Below are 18806 nucleotides of genomic sequence, written 5' to 3'. Positions count from 1 at the left end.
CCCTTTTATAATTTCTTTAAATTGTGATGTTAACGTTGAAGTATAGGAAACAGCTACGGCACTACGGTGGAAGAACGTGTCAGTTAGACCCCGCACGAAGCGAGCGAAGGAGGACGCTAGAGGATTTGTCAGCGACAAGGGAGTTACTTTTTCGAACCTGATTATTCTCGCTTTCTATAGTGCAGAAAAAAGACTGTAAACAAACACAAGTTTGTCTACAGTCCGAAATACCTCAGAATCACTCCTGAGGCACCTTTTTATTTTGCACTAAATCTTGATTTAAACGCACCAATTACTGCTGGTATAACAGAAATAATAATAATTAAAATAAGGACTACTGAGAAATTATCTTTAATAATTGGAATATTACCAAAGAAATAACCTAGTAATGTACAGCTGAATACCCATAGTATCGCACCAAAAATATTATAAAATAAAAAATAGCTATAGTGCATTTTACTTGCCCCTGCAACAAAGGGTATAAACGTACGAATGAAAGGCATGAAACGTGCAATGACAATCGTTTTTCCACCATGTGTATTAAAGAATTTCTCTGCAGCTTCCATCCGTTCTTTTTTGATAATACGGCCGAGGAAGCTCTTTGGTGGAATAGATGTCCCCACTTTATGGCCAATATGATAGTTCATGGTATCTCCTAAAATAGCTGCCGCTAAAAATACAGGAATTAATATCCACAAATCAAACGCACCCATTGCCGCTGTTAATGTACCGCTGGCAAATAGTAATGAGTCTCCCGGTAAAAATGGAAAAATCACGACACCAGTTTCCACAAAAACTATGGCAAATAAAATGAGATAACTCCAATTACCAAAATCACGAATGATTTCTTCCAAATGCACATCGATATGCATAATAAAACTAATTAACTCTTGTACGAGTCCTATCATTTTTTGTATGCTCTCTTTCAGTTAAATTTTACTTAAAAACTTTGACGCTCCTATGCATCAAAGGGTTCCAGTCTATATACAGATGTTTAACCTATATTTGTGTTACTACTCCCCTCACTATATGACTTGCTCTTTTAAAGTATGTAGAAGTTTTGCACATGACTGATTTTATCATTACAGCCTTGCGTGCTCAACTAATTTAATAGCCACATTAGTTGTTAATTTTCACTTTATGTCTTTTACGACATAAAAAAAAAGAGCTGTCTTAAAGCTCTTTGTCAAATTTCTTTCTGGATTATACTATTAATTTTTTGTTGTGAAAAAGTTCACTGTCTTTTCGAGTTGGATTGGCAAGCCCCTCAGTTGCTAATGCAACTGTGAGGTCCTGCTTGACTGGCTGTCCCTCTACTCTATACTTTTTCTTTTAACGAGCGACGTAAAATTTTACCTGTTGTATTTTTCGGTAGTTCTTCCATAATTTCAATTACTTTCGGCACTTTGTATTTCACCATATGTTTTGTGCAATACGTTAAAATATCGTCTGACGTAGTTGCTGCTACTTCCTTAAGAACTACGTATGCATGAACGGCCTCACCAAAATTAGGATCTGGGAAACCGACAACTGCTGCCTCAACTATATTTTTATGTGTAAAAAGCACTTCCTCTACTTCTCTAGGATAAACATTATAGCCACCCACAATAATCATATCCTTTTTTCGATCAACGATATAGAAATAACCTTCTTCGTCAACTTTAGCTAGATCACCTGTGTATAGCCAGCCATCACGAATAGCCATAGCTGTTTCTTCAGGCATTTTGTAATATCCCTTCATCACATTTGGTCCACGAACAACTAGCTCTCCTACTTCGCCAACAGGTACCTCTTGTCCATTGGCATCAACCACTCTATTTTCAACGTTGTTAATGGATGTACCAATTGAACCTGCTTTACGATCACGATCTAAAGGGTTGAATGCCGTTACGGGTGAAGCTTCCGATAAGCCAAAACCTTCTGATACACGTACATTGAATTTCTCTTCGAAATTATGTAATAGTGCAACAGGTAGTGATGCGCCACCTGAAATTGCTAAACGTATTGACGAGAAATCTTCTGGATTGCCCTCAGGTAATTGATACAAGAAATTATACATCGTCGGTACTCCCGCAAAGACAGTTGCTTTATGTTGCTTCGCTAATTCGAATATTTCAGCCGGGCTAAAGCGTGGAACAAGTAATACCGTTGCACCACTAATTAATGGTGCATTTACAACAACTGTTAGTGCAAATACATGGAAAACTGGTAAAGTTGCAATGATACGGTCATTTGCTTGATAGCCTAGATAATCTGCTACATCACGAGCATTTGAGTAAATATTGCCGTGAGTTAACATCGCACCTTTTGGACTGCCCGTTGTACCTGATGTGTATAAAATAATAGCATTTTCATCATTCGCTACTTCTACTGGTTCTAATGAGCCTGAAGCAGTGGCAATTACTTGCGTAAATAAATGTGTTTTAGCTCGAGCTGCATCTGATAAAGAAGCTACCTTTTCCGCAGCATCTGCCGCAGTCTCACAAATAATAAATACCTCGACTTGAGGCAAGGCTTGTACACCCACTTCAACTAATGGAAGTAATGCATCGAGTGCAATGACAGCCTTTACATCACCATTATGCAAAATATATGATATTTCATCTGGCGTGTATATTGGATTCACTGGAATTGCGGTTGCACCTAAACGCAGTGTTGCATATAAAGCCATTAAATAATGTGGCGTATTGCCGAGTAAAAATGCCACATGATCCCCTTTTTGTACCCCTAAATCCTGTAACCCCTGTGCAAAGCGACTAACTGTGTTTTCAAACTCACCATAAGACGTACCTTTCCCCATAAAATGATACGCAACTTTTTCTGGTTGCTCTAACGCTTGCTGACGAACACATGAAACTAAATTCAATTACACCATCCCCTTATCGTATAAAATGAATCGTTATTCATTAATATTATATAAGAAATATATCTAAAAGACAATGAATCTTTTTATTCCATGTCGTAATTTGCGTTAAAAATATCATTTTTCTCTCTTTTAAGCATATTTTTAAGAACGTATATGTGAGATGTATCGCCAACGAATTAAATAAAAATAAATGACTTGTATTAATACAAAAAAACCAAATGCAAAGAAAACTTCCTTAACAATCGAAATATTGGCAATGTCCTTCAATATTCTCTGAACCATAAGAAAAGCAAAAGCACTATGCATCATTGCAACACCCCATGGCAAGAAAAATTGGGGAAACAAATGACGATTAACCAGTTTTTTCAGCTCTGTATCTGTTAGACCCATTCGTTTTAACACATCAAATTTTCGCTTTTCTCGTTCAAGAGAAGTATGCAATTTAAAGTACACAAAGCTACCCGCCGCGAGTAAAAATACCGTCGCCACTAACACACCTACCAAAGTAAATAATGAGTAAGTAGCTAGTATATAAGAATAATTTAATCCTGCATTTTCGAAATAGAATGGGCTATGTTTATCCTTCTTAATAAAATATTCGGTCGTCGCTAAATCATCAATGTCCTTGCCAATTTCCTTCGTTTCCATCCATTGGGGAATATAGAACGTAAAGAGATGATAGCTCGGTTGCACAACTTTTTCATCCGCAATAGGCTTAATCAGTCTTATAAAGTCCTCATCGCTAATGACAATAGAATTTACGCTTACAATAGAGCCAGGAAACACAATTTCAGGGTATACACTATCAATGATTAAAGGAATTGAATTCTCTTCTAGTACCGTATGGACCACTTTATTTTTAAGTTTTTTCAAGGAATCCTCCGAATAAGGAATGAAAACTGCTTCACCCGAAGCTAGATTAAGCATCGGATAACTAAATGAAGTGAGCAAAACGTTCATATCTGATTCTCGGAATACTTCGACCTCATTGTGTGTATATGAAGAGGTTTGCTTTATAACTACAAAGCGAGATAAATGATAAGACAGACCCTTGTCCTCCAATTGTAGTCGAAGAGAGTTAATATGCTTACCTTCATACTGATTGTCGACATCTCCCTTATAAATAAGCCCAAGAGGATTTAAACGGTCATACTGTGTCGTATACGAGGACATTGTGGCCAATACCCCAACAGATAAAAACGCCATTGTTGACACCATCGTTACGACAAAGAACATCTTCACATTATCCATCATAACGTGTGTCTGTTCTGCAAGTGACAAAAGGCGATAACGTTGCCAATGGAATTTCCGTTGGCCACGTGCTATATCTAAAAAGAATGGTACTGAGTCACTAAAAAAATAATATGTTCCAAAGGTTGCTGAGAATGGTATTAATAATGTTAAACCAATCATTGATGTGTGCGAAACTATGAATGCCAGTGCATAGGTCGATAAAATTAATGCTATCCCATATAGCGCGCGAACTTTTGAAAAAGTGGCAGTGCTATTTATATAAGCGTCTCCTTTTATTAGATCACGCAATTTTCTTTCTCGTGAAAAGTACACGCTAATAAAAGAAATGACCACAAAGGCACTTGTGAAGACGCCAATGGTCAGTAAAAACGGCTCCCAAGATACATAGAGCGGTAATTGCTCTAAATGCAAAATTTCTCGTACAATCATGAAAAAAAACTTTGAAAATGAAAAGCCGAAAATAATGCCAACGATTATCGAACCTACACCAATAATCATTGTCTCCAAAAAGATAAGCTTATTCATCTGGCGTTTTTCCATACCTAAGTGCAATAAAATCGCAAACTCTTGTGATCTTGCCTCTAAAAATGCACTCATGGAATAATATAAAAAGAATAACGTAAAGAGGACGAGTACAATTTCTGCACCTATCATCCCAATTAGTGATACTTCTCCTAAGATTCCTCGCTCAATATCTGGATGAAACATGAGCATTGAATAGATAAAAAATACGGCTACTGAAAAAAAGCTTGCCATAAAAAAGGCACCGTAAATACGGCTGTTCCGCACGACATTACGGTAAGCGAATTGTCGAAAGGTCACCTACTTGCCCTCCTCCTAGTAAGCTCAATACATTTAAAATTCGTTGGAAAAACATTTGACGGCGATCATCCTTATAAATTTCGTTGAAAAACTCTCCGTCCTTTATGAATAACACGCGATCACAATAACTTGCTGCAATTGGATCATGCGTCACCATGACAATCGTCGTTTGTCTCTCCTTATTTACCTTGGTTAAAAGTTCAAGTACATCACGTGAAGAGTTAGAATCTAGATTTCCCGTTGGCTCATCTGCTAAAATAAGGCTCGGATTGTGAATAAGTGCACGTCCAATCGCTGTTCTCTGCGCCTGCCCACCTGATATTTCATTCGGTCGTTTTTGCAAGAAGGAAGTTAAGTCAAGTTTTTCTACAATACTTGCAAGCCGCTCCTCCATGACCTCTAATGGTTGCTGATCAAGTGTTAACGGTAACACAATATTCTCTTCCACTGTCAGCATATGCAATAGATTAAAGTCCTGAAAAATAAATCCAAGCTGACGTCGCCTAAAAAAAGCAAGTTCGGTTGCATTCAACTTATGGGGATTCATCCCAGCTAAAATTATCTCTCCACTTGTTGGTTCATCAATCGTAGAGATAATATTTAGTAATGTGGTCTTTCCACTTCCAGATGGACCCATGACGGCCAAAAACTCACCGCTTTCTACTTCAAAGCTTAATTGATTGAGCGCACGATGAGTTACCTTCCCCTCATACACCTTTGTAACATCTTTTATTTGTAAAATAGGCATACCTTATTCACCTTATTTCTTGATTAATTCCATAGACTCCGGTAATTGCCATTGCAAAACAACTTCAAAGCCGATATGAAAATGCGGCTCCGTTCCTAAACTTGGCTTCTTGTCATCCGCCTCGATAAGACTAAAACAATGCGTTCCAACGACTATATCCCAGGCTTCAAATTCACCAGCAATGATGTCCCCACAAATTGTGTAGTGGCCACTGTACATCACTTGTTCTCCCTCTACAGGAAAAGCATTCATGCCACTTGGCTTATGTAAATCTAACCCAAGTACATGACAAAAATGCAGCACCTCTTCATCAAGTAAAAGACTCGCCTGACGAAAATTTTCACAATATAGGCAATCACAAACTTCTGTAACTTGCTCATACATAGCTGTTGTTTTTTCAACCTCAATATTTAAAATCCAATCTTCAATACGTACTTCTTTCATTCTTGCTCCCCCTTAATTCGTAAATGTGACTGTAATAACCGTTCCTTTTCCTATCTCGGACTTAATGTCTAACTCATGACCAAGCTTTTCGCATATTTCATTGGCTAAATATAAGCCCATACCTGTCGATTCCCCAGTCTTACGTCCGTTTTCACCAGTAAAAAAGGCCTTTGTCACACGAGAAAGATCGGAAGCAGGAATACCAATGCCCTCATCACAGATTGCTAACTGAATGTGTTCATCTTTTTTAATGGCAGAAATCACTATTTTTTTATTCGCTTCAAATGTATATTTCACCGCATTTGTTATGAATTGTCCGATTATAAAACGAAGCCATTTAGAATCGCTTGCTACGATGATGTCATCCTCAATATGAATTTCAGGAAAAACACGTTTCGTAATAAATAAACGTTTATTTTCATTAACAGTTGCAGTCACAATCGTTTTTAACGCTACCTGTTCTACTTGCATATCCTCTTCGAAATTTTCCAATCGGGCATTAACAAGCACCATATCTAACCCCCTGCGCAATCGATCAATTTCTTCTTGCACATTCTTTTTGTCAAGAGGGCGCTCATCTTGCAACAACATCTCAATGACAGAAATCGGTGTTTTCATTTGATGTACCCATTGGTTCATAAACTGATCGTGTCGCTTTTGGCTGGCATACAACGAATGCAGTTCATGTTGATACAGTCGATAGAGCTCACGCATATATTTTTCTGTTTGCCCAGCCTCTGGTGTTTTTGCATTTTTTTGAAGTACATCTTCCATCGTTTTAGGGAGCTGTGATATTTTCATCAAATAGCTTTGGCGCATTAAATAGCGAACAAATAAAAATGAGCACAACAACACCAAGCTAATACTGACTGAGTAAATAGCAGTATCGACATTCCGAAAGCCATCTAGCCAGTACAACACCATGATAAAACCGACTAATAAGAGCTGGAAGATGAAAAATGATGCATAATCTCGCAAAAATAATTTCCAGCTCATTACAGCTCACCAGCACTTAAAATAAAACGGTAGCCCGCACCACGAACTGTTTCTATCGTAGACGAAATCTGATAATCAGCTAACTTTTTACGTACTCGCGTCATATTTACATTCAATGTATTTTCATCTACAAATGCCTGATCATCCCAAAGCTCCTCCAGCAATTGCTCACGCGTCACTACTTTTGGTGCCTGTCCCATGAGAAGCTCTAGAATGATACACTCTTTCTTTTGCAGTGGAATTTCTAAATCATTTTTATGCAGCTCCATACGTTCTAAATGTAATACAAGCTGCCCCTGTTTTATCGTTCGTTCTTCTTGTCTCGCAGCATATTCACCATATGTACGGCGCAAGTGACTTCGGATTTTAGCCAATACAATTTCATAATTGAATGGCTTTGTAATAAAATCATCGCCCCCATTTTCAAGCGCAAAAATTTGGTCCATTTCGCCAGAGCGCGCCGAAATGAAAATGATTGGACATGTTGTATATTGACGCAACTGACGACACCAATAGTAGCCGTCATATGCTGGTAAATTTATATCAAGCAATACCATATGTGGATTAAAAGCTGTAAACTCATCAATGAGCCGATCGAAGTCTTGGATTGTTTCAACTTCGTATTGGTATTTTCTAAGCGTTTCCGCGAGCAATGATGCAATCTTTACATCATCCTCGACAATGAATATCCGATGCTTCTCCATATCTACACTCCTTTCTCTCTATCATATTGTACCAAAAAAAGGTTCGACGACATAATTGCCAACGAACCTTTTTTCTGTAACGACTGTTAAGCGACAGCCAGATATTTCTACTGGGGAGAAAATGTAATCTTGCCTCAAGTTTCTACACTGAAAGATGCTTGCTGTCAGCTGCAAAAGACTTTGCAACGAAAGTCTACAGCATCAGCTAAAATATTTTGGAGGTAAGGGCGTTAGTCAACTCCCCCGGCAGCTTTTCTTAATAGATTAACTGTAAAAACTCTTCTGTTGTGACACCACCGAAGTATTTTGGAATATCAATGTCTGCTAATGCTTCAGCAAGTGCAGTGCGGTCATAGTTTGTCCCAACTAAACGTTGTTCTACATCTTCCATATCACCTACACCGAAGAAATCACCAAAAATATGTGCTTCTTCTATAATGCCGTGATTGACTTCTAAGCGAATATCGATGCCCCCTGTTGGGAAACGATGTGTTTTTTGAATATTAAAGCGTGGAGACTTACCATAATTCCATTGCCATGTTTGATATCGTTCTGCTGAAAGTTTATGGATATTGGACCAATCTTCCTCTGTTAACTCATAATAGCGAATATTCTCTTCACCACCGAAGATGGATTTTAAGATTTCTAATCGGAATTCCTCAACTGTCATCTGTTCTTGTAAAAACTCAGAAATATTTGCTACACGTGAACGAATCGATTTAATGCCCTTTGATTCGATTTTATCTTTTTTAACTTTCAATGCCGAGACCACTGCGTCAATTTCTGTATCAAACATTAATGTACCATGACTAAACATACGGCCTTTTGTAGAAAACTGTGCGTTTCCAGATACTTTGCGTCCTTCCGCTAAAATATCATTACGACCTGATAATTCAGAATTAACACCTAATTTTGCAAGTGCGTCAACAACTGGCTGTGTGAATTTTTTATAATTCATAAAGCTATCGCCATCATCTTTTGTAATAAAGCTAAAATTCAAATTCCCAAGATCATGATACACAGCACCACCACCTGAAAGACGGCGTACCACAATAATGCCATTATCCTCCACATAATCTGTATTAATCTCTTCAATTGTATTTTGATTCTTACCAATAATGATGGAGGGCTGATTTATGTAGAATAACAGCACCGGCTCCTTCTCAATGTCCATTGTTTTTAATAAATACTCCTCAATAGCAAGGTTAATGCGTGGATCATGAATCCCTTTATTGTCAACGAAAATCATATCGCGTTTCCTCCTTCACAAAATATCCATATTTATTTTAACGTAAATTAGGCATTTTGTGTTGACGAAACGCATCTGTTATAATACACTAGGAAATATCAAAACAGTAATAGTACAGATGAACTTAAAGGAGGAGACCACAATGTTAGAAAACGTAGTTGAATTTTTCAAGAATTTACCTGCAAAGCAATGCACAGAATGCGGTGAAAAAATCGATGAACAAAGCGAATGCTACAGCAACACTTGTGAAAAATGTAACTGCCTATAAGCATTTGCCTATTCTGTGATCGTCATATACGTGCCCCACACGTAATAATAATGACACCTCTCATCATATTTTTTGATGAACCCTTAATTAAATCTCTTACACTTACAAAACAGCTGCTGATACGCTCATATCGGCTGCTGTTTTTTAGTTTTGCCTACCCCAGCCTCACTAAGTTGAGATATCTTTCCGCTTACCGGAGAGGTCACCACTAACACCTGAGTGTTAATCACGCTTTTACGAACGGTAATCGGACGCTCCTGAGCGATACTGGACCCCACCTGAATGGTAAGCTCCTCACTTCCCGAGCGCCCCTACACTCCACCTGAGCGGTAAGTACGATTACCCAATACGCCCCGTTACCCCATCCAAGACCCACAGCATCACCCCTCAGCCATAAAAAAAGCACTCACCATAGTTATGGTGAGTGCAAAAACGCTATTATTAATTCTCTTCCGCTACTTTTGAGTAACGTTTTGTGTGTAATAGCATGAAATAACCGAAAGTAATAGCTAAGAAGACAGCCATGTATCCAAATAACATACCATAGTTTTGCCATAAGTAAGACATATCACCAGTGGATATACTTGCTTTAAATGCTTGAACGGAGTAAGTCATTGGTAATAATTTATTGAATATTTGTAATGGCTCTGGAATCAATTCAAGTGGGAATGTACCAGCACTTGTTGTTAATTGTAAAATTAATACAACGATTGCCATGAATCGTCCTGGATCACCGAAAATGGAAACAAGCATTTGAATTAAACCTAGGTAAACAAAGCTTGTTAATAGAGCTGAGAGTACGAAATATCCTAAATTTTGCACTTCAAGACCTAAGCCCCATTTTACTATAGCAACAGTTAATAAAGATTGAATCAAACCAACTACTGCTAATACAGTCACTTTACTTGTAAACCATGATGCGCCGTTTTTCGGACGAATGGCTGGTTCAACAAGTGGGAATACAATTGAAATTAGTAATGCACCAACGAATAAACCAAGTGAGATAAAGTAAGGAGAGAATCCTGTACCATAGTTTGGTACATGGTTCACAGATTCTTTATCAACTTCTACTGGGCTACCGACCATATCATATGTGTCGTCATTAGCGTGTACCTCATTTGCTTTTTCACTTGCTTCGCCTAACTTACTTGATAATGTTGCTGTACCATCTGCAAGTTCAGTTGAGCCTTCTGCTAATGTCGAAGAACCATCTGCTAGCTCGCCAGATTTAGAAGCAAGCGTTGTTGTACCTTTGTTTAATGTTGTTGAGCCAGTTGCTAATTCATTTAAACCAGATGCCAATGTTTTCGATCCAGCTACTGCTGTATTTACACCAGCATTTAGTTCACCTAGTTTATTGGCAAGTGTTGCGTTACCAGCCTGTAAATTTTTTGCACCTTCAACTAATGCATTACTTTTTGCTGATAATGAATTGGCACCTGCTAAGACATCTGCTTGACCTGCAGCAATTTGTGTTGCGCCAGAATTTACTTGGTTTGCGCCGGCCTGTAATTTTTCTGTACCGCTTGCTAATGAATTTAAGCCGTTATGCACACTTGCACTTCCTGCTTGTAGCTCTGCAAGTGTTTGTTTTAATGCCGCAGCTTGCTCTTCTGGCATTGAAGCAATTGCACTTTGTAATTGAGCTGTTAAAGCAGTGAGACCTGCTTCTACTTTTGCAGAGCCAGTTGTTAACTGATTAGCTGCACCGTTTAATGTACCCGCACTCTCAGCAACAGAAGCTGTCCCAGCAATGATTTGTTGTTGCTTTTCATTTAATGTTGTAAGACCCGCTTCTACCTTAGCTACACCTTGTGTATATTGAGATAGGCCTTGTTCAAGATTTGTTGCACCTGTTGCTGCTTGTTGTGCACCTTTTTGTAGCTGCACTGTACCATCTTGTAATTTCACAAGACCAGTTGATAATTCAGTAGCCCCAGTTGCTGCTTGACCAGCACCTTTTGTTATTTTGTCTGTACCATTAGAAAGTTCGATTGTACTTGATGCTAGTTGCTCCAGATAGCCTTTTAAATCTTTGGCACCATTCGCTACTTTTTTCGCACCTTCATCTAACTTAACAGAACCATCAGCTGCTTCTGTAAAGCCATCACCTAATGTTGCAATGGAATCAAATAATTTTTCTGCATATGTAGCAGAAACTTGTGAATTTACTTCTGCACGTACACGATCCATTGCTGTTTCACCAATTTGTGCACCAAGGAAGTTTAAACCTTCATTAGGAATATAATTGATTACTAGTTTAGAAGGTTTGTCGTCTAATAATGTTGTTGCATGATCAGAAAAATTTGTTGGGATTTCAAGGATCATGTAATAGTCACGACCATTTAAACCCTTTTCTGCTTCTTCTTTTGATACTTCAATAAAGTTAAACTGCTCGCTATCGACAAGCTTATCGACTAAGCTATCCCCTAAATCTAACTTAACTCCATCCATTTCCGCACCAGTATCTTCATTAACTATCGCTACTGGTAAATTAGGTAAGCCTGCATATGGATCCCAAAACGCCCATAAAAACATTCCTGCATACATGACAGGGATGAATAATACAGCGATAATCGAAACAAGCATTTTTCTTGTTTTGAGGATTTTCAGCCATTCAGCTTTAATCATGTTTTTTCTCACTCCTATACATTTTGACCGAAAACGTCATTTGGTCAATTTCCTGCAAAAAAAATCTCAAACCTCACAGTTTGCAAAATTTGTAGATTCTTTCTTAAAGAATTAGTCCTCGAAAGATTGTTTCCTTAAAAAGATTCAGTATCTTTTCCTCTGGGATTTTGTCGTCATGTAACTCATGCCAGTCGACAATAAACGCCAAATACGCCTTTAACAACAGATAGCTTACCAATTCGGCATCACAATCTCGTATCTCACCTTTATCAATACGTCTTTGAATTAAAGCTGCTACGTATGATAATATTTCGGATTCGATGCGAATTAATACTTGTTTAACTGCTGGAGTGCGTAACTCCTTCTCTTCCTCTATTAACTTCGCAAATAAAAGATGTTTTTCACGGAACTGAAGCATTTTCATTAAAGCATTATGCGCATTGTCCATAAAGCTTACTGATGAATCCAACACCGCATCCGCTTCTGCCTTCATCTCTTGTACAAGTGACATAGCAATCTCTTGAAATAAAATCTCTTTATTCGCAAAGAATGTATAAATTGTTCCTTTACCGACATTGGCAATTTTCGCTACTTGCTCCATTGTTGTTGCTTTATAGCCAAACAACGTAAAGGATTTTGCAGCGGCTTCAAGAATTTCCTGCCTACGATCCATTTGTGACATCCTTTCCTGTTGGGTTATATACATCTTTTGTACACGGAAATTAAAATGACCAGAAAACCATTTCGGTCATCTGGTCATTATCATATTCCTATTTTAAAAATAATGCAAGCATTTAATGATGATTTTTTTCATTTTTTTCATCTTCACCTTGGTCTGCATCATTCGATGTACTTTTGCCATGTTCCATCATATTTGTATCTGTTTTTTCATCTTCTGGCAATATTTTTGTCATATCAGGTGTACCAGCAGTAATTTGTTGCTTCGGCATATTATGAATGCCATTAGCCGTTGTATGTGCAAACATATAATATACACTGTCATGGTCAAATGTTGTTGTTGCCTTGTAAACTCCATCTTTTTCTAAGGTCCCATCAATCATTTGCCCTTCATCACGCTTACCAGATTCCCAAACTTCAAATTCTACTACTGCATCATCAACATTTTCTCCGCCTTGTACAACATGAGCCGCCAATTCAATTGGTTCATTTATTGCGACTTCTTTAGGCGTTAAAATTTCAACTTCCAACATTTGAGGCATTTCTGGTTCCGGTAAAGCTGCTGGTTCTTTCTTGTCCCCACACCCTACTAGTAATGCCGGTACTGCTATTAATGCAAACAACCATTTCTTCATTTTCTATTCCTCCATTAATGGTATCGTAATGTTGACCTTTGTACCTTTTTCTACTTCACTTTCAATCTCTATTTTTCCATACAGTTGCTTTAATAACTGTTCGACAATTGACAAGCCAAGTCCACTGCCCCCGTCTGCTCGACTCCGTGCTTTGTTCACACGATAAAAACGCTCTGTGACATGAGATAAATCTGCCAGTGGAATGCCAATACCATAGTCCTTGATTGTGATGTGAGCAAATTCATTATTTTCAACTGCTGTAATTTCAACCTTCGACTGTTCATGCGAATAATTGATGGCATTTTCAATAATATTTATAAAAATTTGCTTGAGCTTTACTTCATCTGCTTTAACAATCAATGAATCATCCGCTGTAAGTTGTAGAGTAATATCTTTTTTTTGAGCTTGATGAATTAAAATTTGCTGTACTTCCCGTAAAGTTTCCGCAAGGGGAATTGGATATAGAGTAATTTCTTTTTGTTCATTTTCCATTCGTGCAAGCTGAAGAAGTTCATTGGTTAATCGTTCCATCCGGTTTGCTTCACGCACGATAAGCTGAATCGTTTCTTCTTTTTGTGCTTCTGCAATAATTCCTTTTTGCATTGCTTCACTATACCCTTTTACATAGCTAATGGGTGTACGTAATTCATGTGAAACCGTTGCTAAAAAAGTCTTTTGCATCTCATCTTCACGCTGGATCGCTTCTGCCATGTCATTAAAAGTGCTTGATAGTTTGCCAATCTCATCACTTGAATTAACCGGTACCCGTGTTTCATAATTACCGTACGACATCTGTTCGACAGCTGTTTGCAGTTCACTTAATGGACGCATGATATGTCGTAAGCCCTTATAGACAAAGAAGCTAATAACGATTAAAAAGAAAAAGGCGCTGACAAATAGTAGGATGACCTCTTGACTTGCCAGTTCACTAATTTTTGCTAGTGGAAAATAAATATAAATGATGCCCTCTAATCTGTTTTGATCTACTAAGGGTAAGACAACTGAAATAAGTTGGCGATCAAACCTTGGCTCATAACCAATCTTTTGTACATATTCGCCTGCTAATAATTGTTGACGTTCCTCTGCACCAATCAGTGTTTCATAGTCAATATCAAACGGTACACAAGCACTAAGCTCACGTGGATTCCGCACAGCAAAAATATTTAAATTGGAATAATCATTGTAATGTTCTACATCTGCAATAAATTCATCTGTTACCTTGCCACTTGAATACATCGTTTGTAGCTTAGTTCCTACTTCAATCATCGTACTTTCCGTATCTTCCACATAGAGTTGCTCGTACAAAAAGTCTGTTAGCACATACATAAATACAACCGTAATGATTAAAAATGCAAAAATTAATAACCAAATGCGTGTAGAAATCCTTTTCATTCGCCTGGATCAAAACGGTAGCCAACTCCCCAGACGGTTTGAATATGCCCCGCTGCTTCCTTTCCAAGCTTCAAGCGTAACGTTTTAATATGGGTGTCAACAGTCCGTGTTCCACCCACATAGTCAATATCCCAAATACGCTCAAGTAATTGTTCTCGTGAATACGCATTGCCTGGATTTTTCATAAATAAATGCAATAATTCAAATTCCTTTAATGTAAGGGGAATAACTTTACCATTTACCGATACTTTACGTGCAATTTCATCGAGCTTAATTAGCCCAAACATTACATATTTCTGTTGTAAATCTGTAATATTTGTCCCACTTCTTCGCAATACCGCATGTATTCGTGCTACCAACTCGTCATTTGTAAATGGCTTTACAATATAATCATCGCCACCAAGTGTAAGCCCTTTCACCTTATCCTCATTTGCATCTCGTGCCGTAAGGAAAATAACCGGAACATCGGACATCGCACGAATACTCTGACAAACAACAAAGCCATCCTCATGTGGCATCATTACATCAAGTAGTACCAAATCGATTTGTTCGCGCACTATAATATCATAAGCCTCTGTCCCACTCGCAGCTGTAAAGGTCTCAATTTTAGAATTACCCAGCATCATTTCAATCAAATTACGCATATCTTGCTCATCATCAACAATTAATACGGTAGTCACAATTTTTCCTCCCTCACTAACAATTGAAATGCGCCTTTCCCAACATCAACTGTTTTTTGAACTTGACCCTCTTTTATAAAATATAAAGTATGGTCGTCATAACCAGCGACAACAATGTAGTCATTAAACTGATTCACAACAAAAGGGTTTGCGCCAACCTCTTGGTGCCATTCCACATTTCCATGAAAATCGGTTACATATAATTCGTTGTGGCCATGACTAACAACTAATACATTGTCCTCTGTCTTTGTTAACCCGACTGGCATTAAAGGCATCTCAATTACCCCTCTCACTGCACCCGTCGTTAAATCATAGCGCTTCACTGAACTATTTGGCTTACTTCCTTCTCCATGTCCACCAATCCATAGCTCATTTGTTTCTTCAAGAATTGCTATACCATGTGATGATTTTTCAATTGGCCATTCTTGCTTTACCGATAAATCCTCGATTGCTAACACAGAAAGTTTCGTGTCTTTATAGTTGATTACATATAACTGGTCCTTATAGGAAGCCATCGACATCGGATAATTACCCAGCTGCTGTGATGCAAGCTCATTTCCTTCTTCATCAAAGCTTGTCACAGTATTCATTTTGCTATTCGCAATAAAAAATTGGTTAACATTTTTAGCATAATACACACTTGTTGTACCAATATTTACCTTTTTTGAATAGAGCTTTTTCCCGGTCGATAACGTATAGACATCTATTTTGTCTAGTTGATGACCATATAGTAACACACGATCATCTCCGAGTAGTAATGCTCCTGAATAGGCTTTGTCAAATGACCACGTTGCAATCACATTCCCATGTTCATCTATAAAATCTAGCGATGGCTCTTGTATATTTAGTGACGCAATAAAGTTCCGTTCGCGTTCAATTGGTTCAAAGGATTTCTCCGAACATCCCGCTAGCCATGCAATTTGCACTAAAGAAAAAATGAAGAACGACCATTTTTTCAACGTCATCACCTCTGTCCTATACTATACTTCACAATTGTGAAATCTGCGTGAAACTTGAAAGGTAAATTTATGACAAACATAACCAGCAAATTCTACAAATTTTTATATAGAACAGCATCAAATAAGCACATATCTAAGCAGAAAATCTAAATTCACATATACTACAAAGATTATTGCAAGGAGGAATCACAAAATGGTGACAATAAGTTTATGTATGATTGTAAAAAATGAGGAAGAGGTCATTGGTAGATGCCTTGAATCAGTAAAGGATTTAGTTGATGAAATTAATATAGTAGACACAGGCTCTACCGACAATACCAAGCAAGTTGTTGAACAGTTTACGGATCGTATTTTTGATTTTGAATGGATTCATCATTTTGCTGCTGCTCGAAATTTTTCATTTCAGCAAGCTACTAAGGAATTCATTCTTTGGTTAGATGCAGATGATGTTTTTACAGAAGAAGACCAAAAAAAATTCAAAACACTGAAAGACTCATTTCCCGCTGATAGTGATGCAATCTCTATGAACTATAATTTGAGTTTCGATGATGAAGGAAACGTTAATTCACTATTAAGAAGATATCGTTTAGTTAAAAGAGATAAACAATTTCAATGGATTGGTGCAGTACATGAATACTTAGAAGTGGGCGGAACATTGTATGACAGTGATGTGGCAGTAAGCCATTTACCCCTAAGCCATGATCACACTCGGAATATTAGTATCTATAAACAACTTGTTCAATCTGGAGAATCCCTCTCGCCACGTGATACTTTCTATTATGCCAACGAATTATTGGACCATGGTCATTATGAAGAGGCAATATTTTATTATGAGCAATTTCTGACATCTAAATTGGGGTGGATTGAAGATAATATTCGCGCCTGCTTTAAATTAGCAGATTGTTACTCTAATTTAAATGACAAAGAAAATAACCTGACTTCTATCTTGAGGAGTTTTGAATACGACATCCCGCGACCTGAAGCATGCTGTAGATTGGGCTTTCACTTTATGGAACAAGTAAAAAATTATGAGGCCATTTTTTGGTACGAACAAGCGCTTGTAATCATACAAAAACCGAATGCACCTTTTCAAGATAAATCCTTCACTACTTGGTTACCCCATTTACAACTATGTGTCCTCTATGATCGATTACAACAATACGAACTAGCGAATGCCCACAATGAATTGGCAAGAACGTTCTTACCTAATGACAAGAAAATTTTGTTTAACAAGAACTATTTTGAGCGTATTTTAAAAAAGGAAAGTTAGAAACCTTCTGCCTTCATTATAAATGCGAGTACCAACGTAAATTATGGATAGATGACTGTAGCTTAGCTAAGTCATCTTTTTTTTATTAGGTAGTATCAGAATGTCTGCTTTTTCCGCGTTTATGATGACACTTGATTTCCAAAACTTTTCCGGGCCATCTCTATTTCCCAAAATTTTCAATGATTTAATCAATTCATAAGAGGTTTACTATCAGTAAACCCCATCTCTCATAATCCCCCTTGTTTAAATATCTCAGTACATTTCTTTTAAAATTCTTTCAATAAAATGCCCTATCAATAATTTCCACGGTTCTCTTCGTCTTTCCCTGCTTTTTTGAAAAGTCAGTAAGTAAACACTAGACACATAAAATATATGGAAGTACCAATATCACTATTTGGTAGATATTTAGAGAAACAAGTAGTTAATAATCCCTTCCTTCTATCAACTATATGAATACGATACTTGAGAGAGGAGGTGAAATAATGAAATTCCAAGATTTTAATATAAATAAAATTTGTAACAATTGTAATTCTTATCCTTGTTGTTGTCATAATGGACCAGTTCAAAGATGCCCAGTTTGGCCAGTCAAACCGACTGGAATAACAGGACCCACTGGCAGTACAGGCTCTACTGGGGTGACTGGTGCTACTGGGGCTACAGGTCCTACTGGCGCTACTGGGGCCACTGGCGCTACAGGTCCTACTGGTATTACTGGTATTACTGGGGCTACTGGCGTTACAGGCTCTACTGGAGCTACTGGTGAAACGGGAACTACAGGTCCTACTGGCGCTACGGGTATTGCTGGGGTTACTGGCACTACTGGTTCTACTGGGGCTACAGGTCCTACTGGTATTACCGGGGCTACTGGTTCTACCGGTGCTACTGGTTCTACCGGTGCTACTGGGGCTACAGGTCCTACTGGTATTACTGGGGCTACTGGCGCTACAGGTCCTACTGGTATTACTGGTATTACTGGGGCTACAGGTCCTACTGGTATTACCGGGGCTACTGGCGCTACTGGTTCTACCGGTGCTACTGGGGCTACAGGTCCTACTGGTATTACTGGGGCTACTGGCGCTACAGGTCCTACTGGTATTACTGGGGCTACAGGTCCTACTGGTATTACTGGTATTACTGGTATTACTGGTATTACTGGGGCTACTGGCGTTACAGGCTCTACTGGCGTTACAGGCTCTACTGGCGTTACAGG

General features: G+C 38.1%; 16 protein-coding genes and 1 pseudogene. 3 read left to right on the top strand and 14 right to left on the bottom strand.

What is annotated here, in order from left to right; translation table 11 throughout:
• Positions 1–257: 257 nt before the first annotated feature.
• The 8 genes from ACOMCU_RS21495 to ACOMCU_RS21460 form a co-directional block, all read right to left on the bottom strand.
• A complete protein-coding gene (locus tag ACOMCU_RS21495; protein WP_419185155.1) occupies positions 258–905 on the bottom strand; it encodes a VTT domain-containing protein in 648 nt (215 codons plus the stop codon).
• Positions 906–1318: 413 nt separating this feature from the next.
• Positions 1319–2866 carry a fatty acid--CoA ligase family protein gene (locus tag ACOMCU_RS21490; RefSeq protein ID WP_421051342.1) on the bottom strand — a complete coding sequence of 516 codons (1548 nt, stop codon included), beginning with the start codon at positions 2864–2866 and terminating at the stop codon, positions 1319–1321.
• A gap of 141 nt (positions 2867–3007) precedes the next feature.
• Complete coding sequence (locus ACOMCU_RS21485) at positions 3008–4942, bottom strand: FtsX-like permease family protein (protein WP_421051340.1); 1935 nt, start codon at positions 4940–4942, stop codon at positions 3008–3010.
• Positions 4914–5690 carry an ABC transporter ATP-binding protein gene (locus tag ACOMCU_RS21480; protein WP_010857364.1) on the bottom strand — a complete coding sequence of 259 codons (777 nt, stop codon included), beginning with the start codon at positions 5688–5690 and terminating at the stop codon, positions 4914–4916. The genes ACOMCU_RS21485 and ACOMCU_RS21480 overlap by 29 nt, the downstream gene beginning before the upstream one ends.
• Positions 5691–5702: 12 nt before the next feature.
• Entirely contained in the window at positions 5703–6134 is a 432-nt protein-coding gene (locus ACOMCU_RS21475; protein ID WP_421051338.1) for a hypothetical protein, read from the bottom strand.
• Positions 6135–6146: 12 nt separating this feature from the next.
• Complete coding sequence (locus ACOMCU_RS21470; protein ID WP_421051337.1) at positions 6147–7130, bottom strand: sensor histidine kinase; 984 nt, start codon at positions 7128–7130, stop codon at positions 6147–6149.
• On the bottom strand, positions 7130–7834 hold the full coding sequence (locus tag ACOMCU_RS21465; protein WP_010857361.1) for a response regulator transcription factor: 705 nt from the start codon (positions 7832–7834) through the stop codon (positions 7130–7132). Before ACOMCU_RS21465 ends, ACOMCU_RS21470 begins: the two co-directional genes overlap by 1 nt.
• A gap of 256 nt (positions 7835–8090) precedes the next feature.
• Complete coding sequence (locus ACOMCU_RS21460; protein ID WP_010857360.1) at positions 8091–9083, bottom strand: lipoate--protein ligase; 993 nt, start codon at positions 9081–9083, stop codon at positions 8091–8093.
• Between the two features lie 142 nt (positions 9084–9225).
• Between ACOMCU_RS21460 and yhfH the strand changes: the two genes are divergently transcribed.
• Positions 9226–9351 (top strand): protein YhfH, encoded by a 126-nt coding sequence (gene yhfH / locus ACOMCU_RS21455; protein ID WP_010857359.1) that lies wholly within the window; start codon positions 9226–9228, stop codon positions 9349–9351.
• Between the two features lie 441 nt (positions 9352–9792).
• On the opposite strand, the gene ACOMCU_RS21450 is transcribed toward yhfH, so the two are convergent.
• The 6 genes from ACOMCU_RS21450 to ACOMCU_RS21425 form a co-directional block, all read right to left on the bottom strand.
• On the bottom strand, positions 9793–11982 hold the full coding sequence (locus ACOMCU_RS21450; RefSeq protein WP_010857358.1) for a YhgE/Pip domain-containing protein: 2190 nt from the start codon (positions 11980–11982) through the stop codon (positions 9793–9795).
• 103 nt (positions 11983–12085) lie between these two features.
• Entirely contained in the window at positions 12086–12655 is a 570-nt protein-coding gene (locus ACOMCU_RS21445) for a TetR/AcrR family transcriptional regulator (protein ID WP_010857357.1), read from the bottom strand.
• A 121-nt stretch (positions 12656–12776) separates the two neighbouring features.
• A complete protein-coding gene (locus tag ACOMCU_RS21440) occupies positions 12777–13295 on the bottom strand; it encodes a FixH family protein (RefSeq protein WP_010857356.1) in 519 nt (172 codons plus the stop codon).
• 3 nt (positions 13296–13298) lie between these two features.
• Positions 13299–14687 carry a sensor histidine kinase gene (locus tag ACOMCU_RS21435; protein ID WP_421051336.1) on the bottom strand — a complete coding sequence of 463 codons (1389 nt, stop codon included), beginning with the start codon at positions 14685–14687 and terminating at the stop codon, positions 13299–13301.
• Positions 14684–15367, bottom strand: coding sequence for a response regulator transcription factor (locus tag ACOMCU_RS21430; protein WP_010857354.1), 684 nt, complete (start codon positions 15365–15367; stop codon positions 14684–14686). The genes ACOMCU_RS21435 and ACOMCU_RS21430 overlap by 4 nt, the downstream gene beginning before the upstream one ends.
• Positions 15364–16326: a YncE family protein gene (locus ACOMCU_RS21425; protein WP_421051335.1), complete on the bottom strand. Its 963-nt coding sequence runs from the start codon at positions 16324–16326 to the stop codon at positions 15364–15366. Before ACOMCU_RS21425 ends, ACOMCU_RS21430 begins: the two co-directional genes overlap by 4 nt.
• Positions 16327–16519: 193 nt before the next feature.
• Between ACOMCU_RS21425 and ACOMCU_RS21420 the strand changes: the two genes are divergently transcribed.
• Complete coding sequence (locus ACOMCU_RS21420; protein ID WP_421051334.1) at positions 16520–17596, top strand: glycosyltransferase; 1077 nt, start codon at positions 16520–16522, stop codon at positions 17594–17596.
• A gap of 482 nt (positions 17597–18078) precedes the next feature.
• Positions 18079–18806, top strand: a pseudogene (locus tag ACOMCU_RS21415) (collagen-like protein); the annotation flags it as partial.

The organism is Lysinibacillus sp. UGB7, from assembly GCF_049058285.1.
Taxonomy (GTDB): domain Bacteria; phylum Bacillota; class Bacilli; order Bacillales_A; family Planococcaceae; genus Lysinibacillus; species Lysinibacillus sphaericus_B.
Note: the sequence above shows the minus strand (reverse complement) of the source record. Positions and strands in the feature narration are given on the sequence as shown.

Coding starts and splice junctions, on each gene's coding strand:
- ACOMCU_RS21480 (WP_010857364.1), bottom strand. CDS start 5,690: ATGCCTATTTTACAAATAAAAGATGTTACAAAGGTGTATGAGGGGAAG.
- yhfH (WP_010857359.1), top strand. CDS start 9,226: ATGTTAGAAAACGTAGTTGAATTTTTCAAGAATTTACCTGCAAAGCAA.
- ACOMCU_RS21440 (WP_010857356.1), bottom strand. CDS start 13,295: ATGAAGAAATGGTTGTTTGCATTAATAGCAGTACCGGCATTACTAGTA.
- ACOMCU_RS21470 (WP_421051337.1), bottom strand. CDS start 7,130: ATGAGCTGGAAATTATTTTTGCGAGATTATGCATCATTTTTCATCTTC.
- ACOMCU_RS21450 (WP_010857358.1), bottom strand. CDS start 11,982: ATGATTAAAGCTGAATGGCTGAAAATCCTCAAAACAAGAAAAATGCTT.
- ACOMCU_RS21465 (WP_010857361.1), bottom strand. CDS start 7,834: ATGGAGAAGCATCGGATATTCATTGTCGAGGATGATGTAAAGATTGCA.
- ACOMCU_RS21475 (WP_421051338.1), bottom strand. CDS start 6,134: ATGAAAGAAGTACGTATTGAAGATTGGATTTTAAATATTGAGGTTGAA.
- ACOMCU_RS21420 (WP_421051334.1), top strand. CDS start 16,520: ATGGTGACAATAAGTTTATGTATGATTGTAAAAAATGAGGAAGAGGTC.
- ACOMCU_RS21460 (WP_010857360.1), bottom strand. CDS start 9,083: ATGATTTTCGTTGACAATAAAGGGATTCATGATCCACGCATTAACCTT.
- ACOMCU_RS21445 (WP_010857357.1), bottom strand. CDS start 12,655: ATGGATCGTAGGCAGGAAATTCTTGAAGCCGCTGCAAAATCCTTTACG.
- ACOMCU_RS21435 (WP_421051336.1), bottom strand. CDS start 14,687: ATGAAAAGGATTTCTACACGCATTTGGTTATTAATTTTTGCATTTTTA.